The organism is Sphingobium sp. B10D7B (assembly GCF_025961955.1).
GTDB lineage: Bacteria > Pseudomonadota > Alphaproteobacteria > Sphingomonadales > Sphingomonadaceae > Sphingobium.
In genome coordinates, this window is sequence record NZ_JAOQOQ010000001.1 from 973,440 (window position 1) to 990,858 (window position 17,419).

Sequence of the window (17,419 nt, forward strand, 5' to 3'; positions counted from 1 at the left end):
ATCTCACAATTTTGATCGCTGCTTGTGGTGCAGCCTTTCGATCACCTTCTCACTTGAGAGTTCGCGTCGCGCGTCGCTGCCGATCCAGCGTGCGGTCTTGTCGTCCGATGCGGCGAGCTGCTCCGCGAGCGCCAGGGCCGGGTGGTGACAGGCGAGGTTGCGTTTGCCGATGTTGCGCAGCGCCCAGTTCACCGCCTTGCGCACATAGTTTCGCGCATCCTGTGCGTGGTGCGCGATCAGGGGCAGCGCGTCCATGAAGGTTGCATTCGGCTCGGCCTTGCGATGGACCGCCATGCCGGCGATCATGGCAAAGGCAGCGCGGCGGACGAACTCGCGCTCGTCGGCGGCGAACACGTGAATGAGCGCGTCAAGCCCGGCCTCCACGAACAGGTCGGCGGCAATGTCCACGATCTCCCAGGACTCGAAATCGTCCGCCCATGCGCGGGCTTGCCCCGCCGTCAGCCGCGCCGGCTCGGCGGTATAGATCGCCAGCACCCGCACATCGCGAATGCCAGTCTGCCACAAGGCCATCGCGCGTTCATGGTTAGGGCCGATCTGTTTGGCGATGCCCCGCAAAACCGGGTTGCTCAGCCCCAACGCATTATCGGTACGAATGCCGACCCGCTCCATGCCGGCAAGCACTGGCCCGGAGGCCATGCTTTGCATGGCGGTCACGATCTCCGGCACCGATGATGCTTGGGTGAGGCGGTCGGGCATAAGGTCAGATCCTGTATTGGGAACGTTGCGAGGTCGCATCTAGGCCGCCTGCTGCATTCGCTCTTTGATGTGGCGCAGGCGCATGTCCCGATCTGGTGCGGTCCTTTCCGCAGACGGCGTCATGGTTAACCAAATGTAATCATCCTGTCATTCGCACCTCCGATAGGCGGGCGACCTCCATGGGGGAGGGCATGATTCGGAGGTTGCCATGAAGATGATTTTCCTGCGCGCGGGCATTGCGATGTTCGCCTTTTCTGCTGCGTCTTCCCACGCGGCTGGCCTGCTCGACAACTATGTCGTCGGCTTCAGCAAAGCGATCGACACCAAGGAAGCCAGCGCCGTCGCTTATAATTGGGACACGCGCACGCTGATGGTCACCAATGACGAGGAAGAGGATGACGGTACGAACATCTGGGGCGAATATGATCTGAATGGCAACAAGACCGCCACCATCATCCTCTCCGGCTGCCTCTCGCTCGGCAGTTCGCAATGCGATGCCGAGGGCCTCGCTTATGTGGGCAACGGCCAATATGTCGTCGCCGAAGAGCGCTATCAGGATATCGCGCTGCTCAGCCAGACCGGCGTGGACGGCACGACCCGCACCTACACCGCCTATCCGGATGCGCCGACGATCAGCGTCGGCCCCGATGCCGGCAATAGCGGCCTGGAGGGCATTGCCTACAATAAGGTGACTGGCGACTTTTTCGGCGTGAAGGAACGCAGCCCCGAGACGATCTGGAAGATCTCCGGCGCCAATTTCGGCACGGAGACGGCGACGGTCACCGAGCTGTTCGATATTGCGGCGCTGCCGGGCCTCGATCGGCTTTCCGACATCGCGGTGCTCTCCAACGGCATCTTCTCCGCGACGCCGTTCGGCGACAATCTGTTCATCCTCAGCGGCCGCTCGTTCAACCTTCTCGAGGTGACGCAGGCCGGCCAGATCGTGAGCAGCTATGATCTCTCCGGCTTCAAGTCGCTGGTCGACCCGGCCAACCAGGGCGGCAAGTTCGAGGGCCTGACCCTCGACGATGCCGGTAACATCTACCTCGTGAGCGACGATGGCGACGGGCCGAACCAGTCCTATCTGGTGAAGCTCAGCTATGCCGGATCGGTGCCGGAGCCTGCGACCTGGGCGATGATGCTGGGCGGCTTCGCGCTGATCGGCAGCACCATGCGGCGGCGCAAGGTCGCACTCGCTTTCAGCTAAACGCAGCGGGAACGGGCGTCGCGGGCAAACCGCGGCGCCCACTCAGATCAGAGGGGGACTTCCCCCTCGTCGCTGCCGTTCCAATAATGGATGCGACGGGCGCGGACCTGGATCATGACGAGATCCGGCGTGTCGATGCCCTGCTCGAACCAGCGTTCGAGATCCTTGTTCCAATGCTCGGCAAAGCGCGCCTTGTCGCGGATGAGTTCCGCGCGACCCTCGACGGCGATGAACAGCGGCGGTCCGCCCAGCAGGCCGACCGCGCCGGTGAAGGTGAGGCCGACCTCGGGGTCGCGCTCGATATCGGCGATGGTGCGCGCCGCCTCATAGGTGAAGAAGAAGCTGTCGCCGCGCCAGGCGACTTCGCCATTGTTGCTCATCGGCCGGCTGGCCAGCGCGCCGCCCTCCGTGCGCGTGGAGAGCATCCCGAAATCGATCTTGCCCATTTTTTCGGACAGGTCATCGAGCGTCATGTCAGCCATTAAGGGCCTCCTGGAGAAGCCGGACGAGAGCGTCCGGCCTCCTCCAACGGATCATGATGGCTTAAGGTTGCGTCGGGTCGCCTGACGCCGATCTTCAGGGCTTCTTGAACGTCCAGCGGCCGGCCGGACTCTCGGGATCGAACTTGACCAGCGCCGGCGTAGTACCGCCGATGGCAACGAGGGCGCGTGCTTCGCCCGTGCCGGGCGTGGCCTTCGGCATGATCCGATAGCTGCCGTCGGTGAGCTGGTCGATGCGCCAGAGCTGCTCGGGTGCGCCGGTGAAGGCCGGCACCGCTTCCACCTCACCGGTGGCCGTCGCCGCAAGCGCCCGTTGCGTGCCGGAAATGACGATCTTATAATAAGGCGCGCCCATCACGCCGCCCGCGCCCTGCACGGGGGCGACCGTCCAAAGCTGCTGGGGGCGGACCATATAGTCGCCCAGATCGACGCGCACGGCTCCGGCCGGCCAGCCGGGTTCGACCTGCCCCAAGGTCTGGTCGGGTACGTTGACCGGCGGTGTGCCGGGCGGGGCGAAGAAGCTGCGCCGGGCGTCGAAATCGATCCGCACGAAATCGGCGGCAAGCTGGAGGGCATAGCCGCTACGCTCGGCCTCGATCTCGTAGGTGCCCTCGGCGATGTTATCGCCCGCAACCGGCCAGCCATCCTTCCACAGCAGGGGGCGGATGCCGAGCACGCTGCGGCCCCGGTTCATGTCGATCTCATAGTGCATCGAGAATTTCTCGACGCCACCGCCAAGGTCGATCAGCCCGAAGTGCCCAGGGCCGATGTCCCGCCCGCGCGCGTTGACGACCATTTTGCCGCCGCCCTTGAGCAGCGGAATGCCCATATGATCCACATAAGGCCCAAGCGGATCGCGTGAGCGGCCGACGCGGATGTGGTAGGTGGAATTGGGGCCGTCACAGCAGGTGCCGTGCGTGCCAAGCAGATAATACCAGCCATCGCGGTGGAGCAGGGCGGTGGCTTCCATGTCGATGGCGATATCCACCGCCTTGTTGCCGGCCTTGCGCGCGCCGGTGGCCGGGTCCAGCTCGATCATCTGGATTGCGCCGAAATAGGTGCCGTAGCTCAGCCATAGGCGGCCATCGACATAGAGGAAGGCAGGATCGATGGCGTCGAGATTCTCCTTGCCATCGCTGGAGGCGACCGTGCCCACCTCATGATAGCCAAAGTCGGGGGAGGCGGGATCGAGGGATTTGGTCCACATCATCTTCACGTCGCTGGCATGGCCGCCGGACATGCCGCCGCCACCGACGGCGTAGGAGACGTAATAGCGATCGCCGATCTTGATGACATCGGGCGCAACGCCGCCGCCCGGCCGATTGCCACCGCTGCGCCACGTCCAGCCATCTTCGGAAACCAGGCCGCCTTGACCGGTGCCGAAGGTGTAATATTTGCCGTCCGAATAGGTGATGGTGGACGGATCGTGGATATAGGGCTCGCCTTCAAGCTGTGCGCTGGCGGGGCTCTGGAACAGGAGGGCAAGGGCGAGGCTGGTGGCTGCGATGGTGCGGTTCATGCGATCACCTCGGTCAGGCGAAGGGAAGGAGGAAGGGCTGCGGGGCTGGAGCGCTTGGCTCGTTCAAAGCGTGGTCACGGCGAGATCGGTGATGCCTCGCCCGGCTTCATCGATGAAGCGGACGCAATAGTCGCTCAGGCCCGGCCCGTTGATGACCGCGCCGCGAATGATGTTGCGCCCCTTTTTCAGGGTGATGCGGCGCGAGACCACATCGTCCATCACCATGCGGCGATCGTTGAACAGAACGGCCGTCTCGACTCCATTGACCCACCACATGGAGGCCGAGTTTGAGCCGACGGCCATGCGCACCTCCATGTCGAGCGGGCTGTCCACGACCGTCGCGACATGGAAGATCACGCCATATTTGGTTTTGCCCAGCGACTGGGCGAAATTGAACAGCTTCACGTCGAGCGCGCTTGAATCGAGTGCATGCCAGGCGAGCGTCTGCCCTTCCACGGTCACTGTTTCACCCGCGCGTGGCAGGCCGCTGGTCTGAGTGGGGAAGGGATAGGCGGTCAGCGTCTTGCGCACATAGCTGCCGGTAAACACCGTGTTGGTGCGGTTGGGCTTGGTGATCGGCTCCAGGATGAGCCAGCGGCGGATGAACCCGTCCGCATCCGGCCTGGCCGGGGCGCGTCCGGCAGGCGTGAAATAGGGCGCGAGCGTGCCGGCGCTTTCCGCCGCGCTTGCGACACCCTGCAAGGCACCCAACAGGACCAGCGGGGCGAGGCAGCAACGCACATGGGATATGGCCTTGGACGCGATCATGGTCATTCCTTCAAGGGTGGGCTGCGGCGTGCGCAGCCCGGGGAGAGACCTGCGGGGCAGGTCAGGACGGTTTCAGCAGCCCGTGCATGTCCAGCCACGCTACAAAGGCATCCAGCCAGCCGGTGCTGGTCGTGCCGTCCTTGCCGAGGCCGAAACCGTGGCCGCCGCGCTCGTAGAGGTGGAATTCAACCGGTTTTCCGGCCTCCTGCCAGGCATCGAGCAGGCCGAAGCCCTTTTTGGCGAACAGGGGATCATCCGAGGCGATGACGCCGAACAGCGGCGGCGCGTTGGCCGGAACGGTCACCCGTTCCATCGAGCCGTAGATGGGCGCGATGAACGCCAGGTCGAGATCGGGGCGGGCGAGGGTCGTGACCATCGTCGTCATGGCCCCGGCGGAAAAGCCCATCATGCCGACGCGCTTGGGATCGATCCCCCACTCGGCGGACCGCGCGCGCACCAGCGTGATCGCGGCGACGGCATCGGCGATCTGCTCCGGCAGGCCGGCCACGGCCTCGTCCGGGCTGGACCGCGTCTCCGCTCGGCCGACATTGGCGAAGGCAGCGCGCAACTGGCGATCGAAATCGGCAAGCGCGAGCGGCGTGGGCCGCAGGCGATATTTGAGCACGAAAGCCGTGATGCCCCGGTCTGCCAGCGCACGGGCAACCCGCCAGCCTTCATTTTCCATGGAAAGCAGCAGGAAGGCCCCGCCCGGCGCGACGATGACCGCCGTGCCATTGGCCTTGCCGGGTGCTGGCAGCACAGGGGTGAGCGTGGCGGTGGAGACATTGCGCGCCATCGGCACGCCATATTGGCGGAACCAGCTTTCGGGTGCCGTGGCGCCCTTGACCGGGCCGGTGCCGAGCAGAATGGCGCCGGGTTCAGCCGGCGCGGGAATGGCGGTAACGGTCGCATCCTGCGCGGCGGCAGGAGACAGGGCGGCAGGAAACAGGACGGCCACAGCCAGCGCAGACAGCACGGCGTGAACGGACGCATGACGAATCGAGATGTTCAAGACTTTCCTCCCCGGTTCAGTGGCGGTCGATAGGCCGACCGCCTGACTGCTCCTCGATACGCCATTGCGGCGAACCTGCGAGTCCCCCGATGCGATGGCGGCAGGATAATCGTTGATTTCTTCAAACGTCAACTTGTCCGACAAAAATAGCCCGCAGTTTCGATCGCTGAGCGGTGCCGGGGAGTCTGTAAGCCAACGTTATTCCACAATTTTGTTGCCAACCTGAAAATCACGCCGCTATGTTAGCGTTAACAAAATCAGGAGGGATGGGATGAGGCGCGCAGCTGTGCTTGGGTCTTTTGTCGTAGTTTTTATGGCTTCTGTGATGCCCGCTGCGCATGGCGAGGAGCCCGCCCTGCGGCTAGGAGACTCGGGCTATTTTGAGGCGCCTGCCGCCAATGTGCTGGTGTTCAGCAACTGGTATGACGGCCTCTTCGCCGATTCGAAGATCAGCGGTGTGGAGATCATCCAGCAGGATCGGCGCATCGCCACCAATGGCGATGTCCGCCTCTCCGCCACGCCGGGGCAGTGGGATGCGATCGGGCGGATGATCGAACGCAAGGTCGACGCGCGGACCGGCACCATCGAGGCGGTGCTGGAATACCCAGAGCATGATTTCCGCTACATCATCCGTGCCGTGCCGCGCGGCGCGGACCTTCTCCTGACCGTCGAACTGCCGCGCGCCTTGCCGGCGGCGCTGGTGGGCAAGGCGGGCCTGAATTTGGAGTTCCTGCCCTCGGCTTACTACCACAATGCCTTCATGGTGGATGGCAAGCCCGGCGCCTTCCCGCGTTATCCGGCCAGCGCGATGGTGCGGACGCCGGAGCGTAATCCCGCCAGCGGACGCAGCGACGGCCCGGGTGCCGAACCGCTCCCTCTGGCGCAGGGCAGCGACATCGTCCTCGCGCCGTCCGATGCCGCGCGCCGGGTCCGCCTCCGCTCGCAGACTTCCATCGCGCTCTATGATGGGCGCAATCAGGCGCAGAATGGCTGGTTCGTCCTGCGGTCGCTGCTGCCGGCGGGCAAGACGGGCGTGGTGGTGCAGTGGACTCTCTCGCCAACCAGCGCGCCCGGCTGGCTGCGGCCGCCGTCCATCGGCCATTCGCAGCTTGGCTACACGCCGGGGCAGGCGAAGGTCGCGACGATCGAGATCGACCGCGCCGACACCCGTCGGGCGCAAGCGACCCTTCTGCGCGTCGAGCCTTCGGGGCAGGAGGTGCCCGTTCTCAATGGCACGCCGACCGAAGCGGGGGATTATCTGCGCTATCGCTATCTGCGTTTCGACTTCAGCACCGTGCGCGCGCCGGGCCTCTATCGGCTGGCCTATGGCGACAGCAAGACCGCGCCGTTCCGCATCGCGCAGGATCTGTTTGCCGAGGCCTGGCATCCGACACTGGACGTCTACTTCCCGGTGGCGATGGACCATGTGACCGTCAACGAGGCCTATCGGGTCTGGCACGGCGAGTCCCACAAGGACGATGCCCGGCAGGCGCCGCTCAATCATGAGCATATCGACCTCTATGCGCAGGGGCCGACCACCGATACGCGCTTCAAGCCTGGCGAGCATATTCCCGGCCTCAACATCGGCGGATGGTACGATGCCGGCGACTATGACATCCGCACGCAGACCCAATATGCCGTGATACGCTCCATGGTGCGCAGTTGGGAAAGCTTCGGGCTGGATCGCGACACGACCAGCGTGGATGGTGCCACACGGCGCGTGGAAATCCATGTGCCCGATGGTCAGCCCGACCTGCTCCAGCAGATCCGCCACGGCACGCTCCAGCTCGCCGCGCAATTCGATGCGGTGGGCCATGCGATCCACGGCATCGTGGAGCCGGATGTGGGGCAGTACACGCATCTTGGCGACGCTGTGACCAAGACCGACGGCAAGATCTACGATCCGGCGCTCAAGCCTTATCAGGACAAGGGGGATTACAGTGGCACGCCCGATGATCGCTGGGCGTTCACCAGTCGGTCCTCGGCGCTCAATTACGGTTCGATTGCGGCGCTGGCTGCGGCCAGTCGCGCCCTCAAGACGCTGGACCCGGCGCTCTCCGCCAAGGCACTGGCCATCGCGACGCGGGTGTGGGCCGAGGAGCAGAGCCATCCGCCTTATGTCTTCCAGCATGGCAATACGACCGGCGGGCCGCTCGAAGCCGAGCAGTTTGCGGCCGCCGTGCAATTGCTCAAGACCACGCGCGACAAGCGCTACGTGGCACAGATCGAGGCGCTGTGGCCGTCCGTCTCAAAATTCTTCGGCTTTCAGGCCGCGCTGGCGACAGAAGCCCTGCCGTTCATGCCACCTTCCTATCGCACGGCGATGGAGCCGCTCGTGCGGCAATGGGCCGCGCAGAGCGACAAGATCGCCGCCGCCAATCCCTATGGCGTGCCGATCTCGGAAGGCGGCTGGGCGGGGAATGAAGGCGTGATCGACTATGGCCTCGCCGCTTATGCGCTGCACAAGGCTTTTCCAGCGATCGTGAAGCCCGATGCGGTGTTCCGCAGCATCGACCATCTGCTCGGCAACCATTCCGGCTCGGACATCTCCTTCGTCTCGGCGGTGGGCGCGCGATCCAAGGAAGTGGCCTATGGCACCAATCGTGCGGACTTCAGCTTCATCGCCGGCGGCGTGGTCCCGGGTGCGCTGATCATCAAACCGGATTTTCCGGAGAACCATGAGGACTGGCCGTTCTTCTGGGGACAGAATGAATATGTGATCTCCGCCGGTGCAGGATTTATCGAACTGGCGAACGCTGCGCATGAGTTGGCGAACCCGGAGCGGTAATCAGGGCTGAGACTAACCACCCCTCCAACCGTCACCCCGGGCTTGACCCGGGGTCCAGCTAACCTGTTTCGGCGCATTTCGTCTGGCAAGATCCTGGCGAGAAGTCGGTCCGGAAGGAAGCTGGACCCCGGGTCAAGCCCGGGGTGACGGCGGGGGTGGGGCAGGGTTTTGCCGAACACGCCACCTCAGGCGCTCAGTTCTCAAGGGCGCGCCACGCCGTGACCATGGCATCGGCCCGCTGGCGGACCTGCGCCGCATCCAGACCTGGCTGATAGATCGATGATCCAATGCCGAACCCGGCAGCACCGGCGCTGTGCCATGCGGCCATATTGTCCGGCCCGATGCCGCCCACCACCAGCACAGGAATGTCGGCGGGCAGCACCGCCTTCATCGCCTTGAGCACCGCCGGGCTGTGCATCTCGGCGGGGAAGAGCTTGAGCGCATCGGCCCCGGCATCGATAGCAGCGAAGGCCTCGCTCGGGGTTGCGATGCCGGGCATGGAAAGCATGCCGAGCGCCTTGGTGCGGTGGATTACCGGTGGGTCCATATTGGGCGAGACGATGACGCGTCCGCCCGCCTGCGCGACCTGATCGACCGCGTCCACGCTCAGCACGGTACCGGCCCCGATGAGCGCGCCGCCGGGAAGGCGGGCGAGGGCGGCGATGCTCTCCAGCGGGCGCGGCGAATTGAGCGGCACCTCGATGCAGCGCAGGCCCGCCTCGATGAGCGCAGCCCCGATCGCGGGCGCCTCCTCGGGGGTGAGGCCGCGCAGGATCGCCACCAGCGGCATGTCGGCGATCTGATCGAACCATGGTTTCACAGGGATGCTCGCTTTCTCATCGGCGGACGTCGCCGGTTTGGCCGGGGCGGAATGCGGCGAGTTCCTCCGCGCTGATCGGGCTGAAATCGCCATGGACGAAATGATTGAGCACAGACAGCGCCAGACCGCGCTCGGCGGCGGTGGCGATGCCGGCATCGAGATGCGCGATTACCCCGGCGGCGAATGCGTCCCCGGTGCCGATCCGATCGACGATCCCTCCAACTTCAACAACTTGCGTCTCGAAGCTGTCATCCGGTGTATCGAGGCGGGCGCAAAGGTGGTGGAGCCCGGCATGGGTGACCACGCGATGGGTGGAGGCGATGTGGCGCAGATTTGGGAAGCGCGCAAAGGCTGCCTGGGCGGCGGCGCGACGTCCGTCCGCGTCCTGCGCATCGAAGGACTGGCCGAGCAGCATCGCAATGTCCCGCGCGCTGCCGAAGAACAGATCGGCCATCTCGACATGGCGGGCGAGGATCGGCGCGGGATTGTCGCACCAGCTTTCCCAGAGCGTCGCGCGGAAATTCCCATCGAAGGAGATCGGAATGCCGGCGGCCTTCGCAGCCTCCATCGCCGCGAGGGACAATTTGGGGGCGTCAGGCGAGAGGGCGGGAATGATGCCGGAAAGATGCAGCATGGCCACGCCCTCCAGCGCCGCGGCCCAGTCATAACGTTCGGCTGGGGTGATCGCGAAGCTGCTGCCGGCGCGATCATAGCTGATCGCAGGCGCGCGCAGGCCGCTGCCGGGCATGAGATAGAACAGCCCCATCCGCCCGGGCTGGCGCTGCACATGGCGCACGTCCACGCCGGGCCGGCGCAATGCCTCCAGCGCCGCATCGCCGACCGGCCCCGGCGGGAGCGCGGTGAGAAACGCGCTCGGAACGCCCAGCCGCGCCAGCGCCACCGCGACATTGGCTTCCGCGCCGACGAATCGCGCATCCAGCCGCTCGCTCTGGAACAGGCTTTCGCCGGGGACGGCGGAGAGGCGGAGCAGCAGTTCGCCGAAACAGAGGATGGGGCCGGGTGTCATCGTCTCTCTTGTCAACGCGTTAGAGGCGCAGGAGTAGCCCCTCTTGACAAACAAGCGCAATAGCTCTTGATAGCGCTAACACACAGGGGCGCCCTCGGGGGCGAGGGAGAGGAAGTGATACATCCAGAAGAGTCCGGCCCGATGCTGCCCGTCGATTGGGAAGAGGGCATGTTTCTGGGGCGAGCCGATTTTGGCGATGGCCCAAGCCCCGTGCTCGTCCGGCAGGGTGAGCTGCTCGATATGGCGCACGTCTGGCCGACCGTCTCGGCCCTTGTAGAAAGCGGCGATTTTTCAGGCGCTGGCGGCACCTCGCTGGGCCATTTTGATCCTGCATCCACGCGCTTGCTCAGCCCCGTCGATCTACAATGCGTCAAGGCTTGCGGCGTCACCTTCGCTCTCTCCGCCATCGAGCGGGTGATCGAGGAGCGGGCGCGGGGCGACTGGAGCCGGGCTGCCTCGATCCGTGAGCGGCTGGAGTCGCGCATTGGCGGGCAAATCCGCTCCGTCCAGCCCGGTACGCCGGAAGCCGCCTCGCTCAAGGAGGCGCTGATCGAGGACGGGCTGTGGTCGCAATATCTGGAGGTCGCCATCGGCCCGGATGCGGAGGTATTCACCAAGTCGCCGGTGCTCTCCACCGTGGGGCCGGGCGCCGCGATCGGCATTCGCTCGGATTCTGCGTGGAACAACCCCGAGCCGGAGATCGTGCTGCTGGCGGACAGCCTCGGCGCCGTCGTCGGCGCGACGCTCGGCAATGACGTCAATCTGCGCGATTTCGAGGGCCGCTCGGCGCTGCTGCTCGGTAAGGCCAAGGACAATAACGCCTCCTGTTCCATCGGCCCGCTGGTGCGATTGTTCGATGACAGCTTCAGCATCGATGATGTGCGCCGTGCCGAAGTGCGGCTGACCATCGCCGGAGAGGATGGGTTCGTGCTCGAAGGCGTGAGCAACATGGCGGAGATCAGCCGCGATCCGCTCGATCTGGTGCGCCAGACGCTGAGCGAGCATCAATATCCCGATGGCTTTGCGCTGTTCCTCGGCACGCTGTTCGCGCCCGTGCAGGACCGCGACGAGCCGGGGCGTGGCTTCACCCACAAGGTGGGCGATGTCGTGACCATCGCCTCCGACAAGCTCGGGCGCCTGGTCAACCGGGTCGTCACCTCGCGCGATGCACCACCCTGGCAGCTGGGTATTGGCGCCTTCTACGCAAATCTGCAGCGGCGCGGTCTTCTGGAATCGGCATGAACAAGTCTGAGCAAACACAATACGCCGTCTATCCCAGCCTGGCGGGCAAGAACGTGCTGGTCACCGGTGGGGCGACCGGGATCGGGGCGGCCATTGTCGCGGCGTTTGCGGGGCAGGGCGCGCATGTCGCCTTCCTCGATTTCAACGACATTGCCGGCGCCGATCTGGCGCGGGATCTCGCCGGCGCGCGCTTTCGCCATTGCGACCTGCGCAATGTCGCTGAGCTGGACCGGACCGTCCGAGCGCTGGAGAGCGAGATGGGCGGGTTCGACGTGCTGGTCAACAATGCCGCCAATGACGACCGCCACCGCTATGACGAGGTGACCGCCGATTATTGGGACGAGCGCATGGCGACCAACCTGCGCCACCAGTTCTTCGCCGCGCAAGCCGTGGTTCCGGCGATGCGCGCGCGGGGCGGCGGTGCCGTCATCAATCTGGGCTCGGTGAGCTGGCATCTCGGCATGTCTGAACTGGTTCTTTACCAGACGGCGAAGGCCGGCGTGGAAGGCATGACTCGGGCGCTGGCCCGCGATCTGGGCGGCGACAATATCCGCGTGACCGCCATCGTGCCGGGCAATGTCGATACCCCCCGCCAGAAGCAGTGGTACACGCCGGAAGGTGAGGCGGAGATCCTGCAGGCGCAGTGCCTCCCGCGCCGCATCCAGCCGCGCGATGTCGCTGCGCTGGCGCTGTTCCTCGCTTCCGATGACGGCGCGCTGTGCAGCGGGCACGAATATTTCGTCGACGCAGGCTGGCGCTGAGATGCAGCCCGAGCCGATCCTTCCCTTGGGCATGACGCTCGGCGAAGGGCCGGTCTGGTGGGACGATGCCCTGTGGTTCGTCGATATCAAGGCGCACAGGCTCTACCGCCATGTGCCGGCCACCGGCGCGCTGGCGGTATGGGATGCGCCGGACCAGATCGGCTGGGCACTGCCCACGCGCAGTGGCGACATGATGACTGGCGTGCGCACCGGCCTGCATCGGTTCGATCCGCAAAGCGGGGTATTTTCGCTGTTCCACGATCCCGAGCCGCATCTGCCCGGCAATCGGCTGAACGACGCCGCCACCGATACTCAAGGGCGGCTGTGGTTCGGCAGCATGGACGATAGCGAAGTCGCGCAAACCGGGCACCTCTATTGCCTAGCCGGCGGGCAGTGCGCCGCCACGGCCGTGCCTGCTGTCGAGATCACCAACGGCCCTGCCATCAGCGCAGATGGGCGCACGCTTTATCATACCGACACGCTTGGCCGGAAAATCTGGAAAGTCCCGGTCGATGAGAACGGCACGGTTGGCGCAGGCGAGCCGTTCATCACCATCGAGGATGGCGCGGGCTGGCCCGACGGCTCCGTGCTGGATAGTGAGGGCTGCCTGTGGGTCGCCTTGTTCGGCGGCTGGGGCGTGCGGCGCTACGATCCGCAGGGTCGGCTGATGCAGACCATCTCCTTCCCGGTCGCCAACGTGACCAAGATCGCCTTTGGTGGGCCGGATCTGCGCACCGCCTATGCCACCACCGCGAACAAGGGGCTGGATGCTGCCGCGCGTAAGGCACAGCCGTTGGCCGGCCACGTTTTCGCATTCGATCCCAAGGTTGCAGGATTGCCGGTTACCCCGGCAGATATTTGACAGAAGAAACGCCGTCACGGCCTCGGCTGGAGTCGGCAGAATTTTTGAGAGAGAGGAGGGGCTCGGCATGAGCGCTGAAACGCACGCCATCGGGCGAACCAACATCGGGTTCATATTCGCCATCGTGGCCATCGCCACCATTGGTGGCTTCATGTTCGGCTATGATTCCGGCGTGATCAACGGCACCCAGAAAGGGCTGGAATCCGCGTTTGACCTGGGCGCGCTGGGCATCGGTATCAATGTCGGCGCCATTCTGGTCGGCTCCGCGCTGGGCGCGTTTCTCGCCGGGCGCATGTCCGACCTCATTGGCCGTCGCGGCGTGATGATGCTGGCCGGCCTGCTCTTCCTCATCAGCGCGCTTCTGGCCGGTGCGGCCGGGTCTTCGGCGATGTTCATCATGGCGCGGATCATCGGCGGTCTCGGCGTCGGCGCGGCCAGCGTGATTTCGCCGGTCTATATTTCCGAGGTGACGCCCGCCTCGATCCGGGGGCGCCTCTCCAGCATCCAGCAGGTGATGATCATCACCGGCCTTACCGGAGCGTTCGTCGCCAACTTCGTGCTGGCGCGCTATGCCGGCGGCTCGACGGCGACCTTGTGGTTCGACCTGCCGGCCTGGCGCTGGATGTTCCTGCTGCAGGCGATCCCGGCAGCCATCTACATCCTGGCGCTGCTGATCATTCCCGAAAGCCCACGCTATCTGGTGGTCAAAGGCAAGGAAGAGCGCGCCCATGCGGTTCTCTCGCGGCTGTTCGGGCCGGAGGAAGCGACGCGCAAGGTTGGTGAGATCCGCGACAGCCTCGCTGCCGATCACCATCGCCCGCGTCTCTCCGATCTCATCGACAAGACGACCGGGCGCATCCGGCCGATCGTGTGGACCGGCATCGGCCTTGCGATCTTCCAGCAGTTCGTCGGCATCAACGTGGTCTTCTATTATGGCGCCACCTTGTGGGAGGCCGTCGGCTTCTCGGAGGATTATGCGCTGCAGACGAACATCCTCTCGGGCGTGCTCTCCATCGGCGCCTGCATCGCCACCATGTTCCTTGTGGACAAGATCGGCCGCAAGCCGCTGCTGCTGTTCGGATCGGCCGGCATGGCCGTCACGCTGGCGGTCGTGGCCTATGCTTTCTCCACAGCGGTCACGGGCGCGGATGGCGGCGTGGTGCTGCCGGGCAGCAATGGCATCATCGCGCTGATTTCCGCCAATCTCTACGTGATCTTCTTCAACCTGAGCTGGGGGCCGATCATGTGGGTGATGCTGGGCGAGATGTTCCCTAACCAGATCCGCGGCTCGGGCCTGGCGGTGGCGGGGCTGGCGCAGTGGCTGGCGAACGCCCTCGTTTCGGTGAGCTTCCCCTCGCTGGTCATCAGCCCCGGCCTTGCGGTGGCCTATTTCGGCTATGCCTTCTTTGCCGCCGTCTCCTTCTTCTTCGTCCGCGCCATGGTGCGCGAGACCAAGGGACGGGAACTGGAGCAGATGGAAGGCTGATCGCTCACCCGACAGCACGCTCGGCCCGGTCACGCTTAGGCGTCGCCGGGCTGTTCGCTTTTCAGGGCTTGGGCTGGGGCGGGGGGCCGTCGCTCTCGCGCGCAATCAGCGTGTAGGGCGTCACGACATGCGGGTGGTCCACGCCCTTCGATGAGGCGTTGCGCATCCGGATTTCCCGGGTCAGCAGCGCCACCGCCTGCTGCGCCATATCGGTGATCGGCTGGCGGATCGTGGTCAGCTCCGGCCAACTGGTGAGCGCCAGAGCGGTATCGTCGAAGCCGCAGATGGTCAGCATTTGCGGCACGTCGATGCCACGGCGGTGCGCGACGGTGAGCGCAGCTGCGGCCATGTCGTCGTTGGAGGCGAAGATCGCCGTTGGCGGCTCGGCCAGATCGAGCAGGCGCGTGGCTGCCTCCAGGCCGGAGCGGAAGGTGAAGAAGCCCTGCTCGATCAGCTCGGGCTGCGGCTCGATGCCGTGCTTCTCCAGCGCGGAGCGATAGCCCTCCAGCCGTTCGGCGCTGGCCGTCTGGTTGGGGTGGCCGGTGATGAAGCCGATGCGCTGATGCCCGAGCAGGATCAGATGATCGGTCATGGCGTGGGCGGCCGCCTTGTCATCGATGCTCACCGAGAGCGCCCAGTCGGGCGCGCGCCCGGTGGCGACCGCGACGACCGGCACACCGGCGCCCTCCAGCACGGCGAGCACGGAGGGGGAATCGCTCAGCGGCGGGGGCAGGACGATCCCGTCCACCCGGCCCTTGAGCAGCGCCTCGATGGCCTTGTCCTCTGCGCCTTCCTCATTGCACTCCTTGACGATCAATTGCGCGCCGGTGCGGCTGGTCTCCGCCAATATGCCGACCAGAAACTCGCTGAGATAGGCAAAGCTCGGGTTGGAGTGGAGCAGCCCGATGCGCGTGTCCTCGCCACCCGCGAGGGTGCGGGCGGCGATGTTGGGCGCATAGTTCAGCTCGGCAATCGCGGCCTCGACCGCCAGGCGCTTGTCCTCACGGACATTGGTGCCCTTGTTGATCACGCGGCTCACGGTCATCGGCGAAACGCCGGCCAGGCGGGCGACATCCTCGATCTTGGGACCAGAGCTCTGCCGACGGGACGAGCGGGAACTGCGGTTGGTGACCATCGCCTGACTTGTTCGCCTTCCTATCCGGAGCTGGGCGAGACCTCTCCCAATATCGTGCGTTCATCGCAACAGATAAGATGAGGGGGCGATCTTGCTTTGGCTCCGCGCCGTTGTCGTCTCTTTGTGCCGATCTATGGGCACGGCAATTTCGGTTTCGTTAGCGCCTGGGCGAGAAGATAGCAAAAAAAGAGGTGGCCGCCGTAGCGACCACCTCATCAGTGACCTGACCCGGCGAAGAGGAAGCGCCCGGGTCCGGCATGGCTCAGATGAAGCGATTGACGAGATTTTCGATCCGCTCCTGCCTTCCGGAGGCAGGCTTGGGGTCGAGCGCGCGGGTCACGGCGAGGTCGGCGATCCCGGCGAGGTCGAGCGCAGCGATCTCCTTGCCCAGCGGACCATCCCAGCCCGCATAGCGCTGATTGCGCAGGGCATCGATGCGGCCATCCTCGATGATCGCGGCGGCATTCAACAGCCCGCGCGCCACCGTATCGATGCCGCCGATATGGCCGTAGAACAGGTCAACCGGGTCCATCGACTGGCGCCGGACCTTGGAATCGAAGTTGAACCCGCCGGTGGTGAAGCCGCCGGCGCGGATCACCTCGATCATCGCGACGGTGAGTTCTTCCACCGAATTGGGAAACTGGTCGGTGTCCCAGCCATTCTGGTGGTCGCCGCGATTGGCGTCGATCGAGCCGAAGATGCCCAGCGCGTTCGCCGTCGCCAGCTCATGCTCGAAGGTGTGGCCGGCGAGCGTGGCATGATTGGCTTCGATGTTCACGCGCACTTCGTTCTCCAGCCCGTAGCGCTTGAGGAAGCCGTAAACCGTGGCGGTGTCGAAATCATATTGATGCTTGGTCGGCTCGTGCGGCTTGGGCTCGATGAGGATGGTGCCGGAAAAGCCGATCTTGTGCTTGTGCTCGACCACCAGCGTCAGGAAGCGCCCGAAATTATCGAGCTCGCGCTTCAAGTTGGTGTTGTGCAGCGTCTCATAGCCCTCACGGCCGCCCCACAGCACATAGTTGACGCCGCCCAGGCGATGCGTGGCCTCCAGCGCATCGCGCACCTGCATTGCGGCGAAGGCATAGACTTCCGGGTCCGGATTTGTCGCGGCGCCAGCAGCAAAACGGGGGTGGCCGAACAGGTTGGCGGTGCCCCACAGCAGCTTGCGCCCGCTCGAAGCCTGCAGCTCTTCCAGATGATCGACGGCCTCGGCGAGGTAGCGGCGATGCTCGGCCACGCTTTCGGCCTGCGCCATCACGTCGACATCGTGGAAGCAGTAGAAGGGCACATCGAGCTTCTTGAAGAAGTCGAAGGCGACCGCGCGCTTCTGGGCCGCAGCGGCGCTGTCATTGGCGCCAGCATGCCAGGGGCGGTTGAAGGTGCCGGCGCCGAACACGTCCGAGCCCGGCCAGCAGAATGTGTGCCAGAAGCATACGGCAAAGCGGAGATGATCCTCCATCCGCTTGCCGAGCACGACGCGATCCTTGTCATACCAGCGATAGGCCAGCTCGTCGTCGGTATCCGGGCCTTTATAGGCGATGGGGGCAATGTCTGCGAAATACTCGGTGGCCATCA

The 17,419-nt window shown here is 65.1% G+C and carries 15 protein-coding genes; 6 read left to right on the forward strand and 9 right to left on the reverse strand.

From position 1 onward, the window contains the following. Window positions 1-3: 3 nt before the first annotated feature. Window positions 4-717 (reverse strand): DNA alkylation repair protein, encoded by a 714-nt coding sequence (locus tag M2331_RS04605; protein WP_181559184.1) that lies wholly within the window; start codon window positions 715-717, stop codon window positions 4-6. A 208-nt stretch (window positions 718-925) separates the two neighbouring features. On the opposite strand from M2331_RS04605, the gene M2331_RS04610 reads away from it, so the two are divergent. Then, window positions 926-1,924 carry an SdiA-regulated domain-containing protein gene (locus M2331_RS04610; RefSeq protein WP_181561364.1) on the forward strand — a complete coding sequence of 333 codons (999 nt, stop codon included), beginning with the start codon at window positions 926-928 and terminating at the stop codon, window positions 1,922-1,924. 47 nt (window positions 1,925-1,971) lie between these two features. Here M2331_RS04610 and M2331_RS04615 read toward each other — a convergent pair whose 3' ends face one another. The 4 genes from M2331_RS04615 to M2331_RS04630 form a co-directional block, all read right to left on the reverse strand. After that, entirely contained in the window at window positions 1,972-2,406 is a 435-nt protein-coding gene (locus M2331_RS04615) for a pyridoxamine 5'-phosphate oxidase family protein (RefSeq protein WP_181559185.1), read from the reverse strand. A gap of 94 nt (window positions 2,407-2,500) precedes the next feature. Next, window positions 2,501-3,943: a family 43 glycosylhydrolase gene (locus tag M2331_RS04620; protein ID WP_181559186.1), complete on the reverse strand. Its 1,443-nt coding sequence runs from the start codon at window positions 3,941-3,943 to the stop codon at window positions 2,501-2,503. A 63-nt stretch (window positions 3,944-4,006) separates the two neighbouring features. Continuing rightward, on the reverse strand, window positions 4,007-4,711 hold the full coding sequence (locus tag M2331_RS04625) for an acetylxylan esterase (RefSeq protein ID WP_264592293.1): 705 nt from the start codon (window positions 4,709-4,711) through the stop codon (window positions 4,007-4,009). Between the two features lie 61 nt (window positions 4,712-4,772). Then, complete coding sequence (locus M2331_RS04630) at window positions 4,773-5,723, reverse strand: alpha/beta hydrolase (protein WP_181559188.1); 951 nt, start codon at window positions 5,721-5,723, stop codon at window positions 4,773-4,775. A 325-nt stretch (window positions 5,724-6,048) separates the two neighbouring features. Here M2331_RS04630 and M2331_RS04635 point away from each other — a divergent pair, with 325 nt between their 5' ends. Further along, on the forward strand, window positions 6,049-8,511 hold the full coding sequence (locus M2331_RS04635) for a glycoside hydrolase family 9 protein (RefSeq protein WP_264592294.1): 2,463 nt from the start codon (window positions 6,049-6,051) through the stop codon (window positions 8,509-8,511). Between the two features lie 193 nt (window positions 8,512-8,704). On the opposite strand, the gene M2331_RS04640 is transcribed toward M2331_RS04635, so the two are convergent. Further along, a complete protein-coding gene (locus M2331_RS04640; protein ID WP_181561365.1) occupies window positions 8,705-9,301 on the reverse strand; it encodes a 2-dehydro-3-deoxy-6-phosphogalactonate aldolase in 597 nt (198 codons plus the stop codon). A gap of 46 nt (window positions 9,302-9,347) precedes the next feature. Further along, window positions 9,348-10,358: a sugar kinase gene (locus tag M2331_RS04645; protein WP_181559190.1), complete on the reverse strand. Its 1,011-nt coding sequence runs from the start codon at window positions 10,356-10,358 to the stop codon at window positions 9,348-9,350. Window positions 10,359-10,499: 141 nt separating this feature from the next. Here M2331_RS04645 and M2331_RS04650 point away from each other — a divergent pair, with 141 nt between their 5' ends. The 4 genes from M2331_RS04650 to M2331_RS04665 all read left to right on the forward strand — a co-directional run bounded on the left by M2331_RS04650 (window position 10,500) and on the right by M2331_RS04665 (window position 14,709). Further along, window positions 10,500-11,600 carry a fumarylacetoacetate hydrolase family protein gene (locus tag M2331_RS04650; protein ID WP_181559191.1) on the forward strand — a complete coding sequence of 367 codons (1,101 nt, stop codon included), beginning with the start codon at window positions 10,500-10,502 and terminating at the stop codon, window positions 11,598-11,600. Then, complete coding sequence (locus M2331_RS04655; RefSeq protein ID WP_181559192.1) at window positions 11,597-12,361, forward strand: SDR family NAD(P)-dependent oxidoreductase; 765 nt, start codon at window positions 11,597-11,599, stop codon at window positions 12,359-12,361. Before M2331_RS04650 ends, M2331_RS04655 begins: the two co-directional genes overlap by 4 nt. A 1-nt stretch (window position 12,362) precedes the next feature. After that, window positions 12,363-13,223, forward strand: coding sequence for an SMP-30/gluconolactonase/LRE family protein (locus M2331_RS04660; RefSeq protein ID WP_181559193.1), 861 nt, complete (start codon window positions 12,363-12,365; stop codon window positions 13,221-13,223). Between the two features lie 67 nt (window positions 13,224-13,290). After that, complete coding sequence (locus tag M2331_RS04665; protein ID WP_181559194.1) at window positions 13,291-14,709, forward strand: sugar porter family MFS transporter; 1,419 nt, start codon at window positions 13,291-13,293, stop codon at window positions 14,707-14,709. Window positions 14,710-14,770: 61 nt separating this feature from the next. Here M2331_RS04665 and M2331_RS04670 read toward each other — a convergent pair whose 3' ends face one another. Both M2331_RS04670 and xylA read right to left on the reverse strand, forming a co-directional pair. Next, entirely contained in the window at window positions 14,771-15,844 is a 1,074-nt protein-coding gene (locus M2331_RS04670; protein WP_181559195.1) for a LacI family DNA-binding transcriptional regulator, read from the reverse strand. A 262-nt stretch (window positions 15,845-16,106) separates the two neighbouring features. Then, window positions 16,107-17,417 carry a xylose isomerase gene (gene xylA, locus M2331_RS04675; RefSeq protein ID WP_181559196.1) on the reverse strand — a complete coding sequence of 437 codons (1,311 nt, stop codon included), beginning with the start codon at window positions 17,415-17,417 and terminating at the stop codon, window positions 16,107-16,109. Window positions 17,418-17,419: the final 2 nt, after the last annotated feature.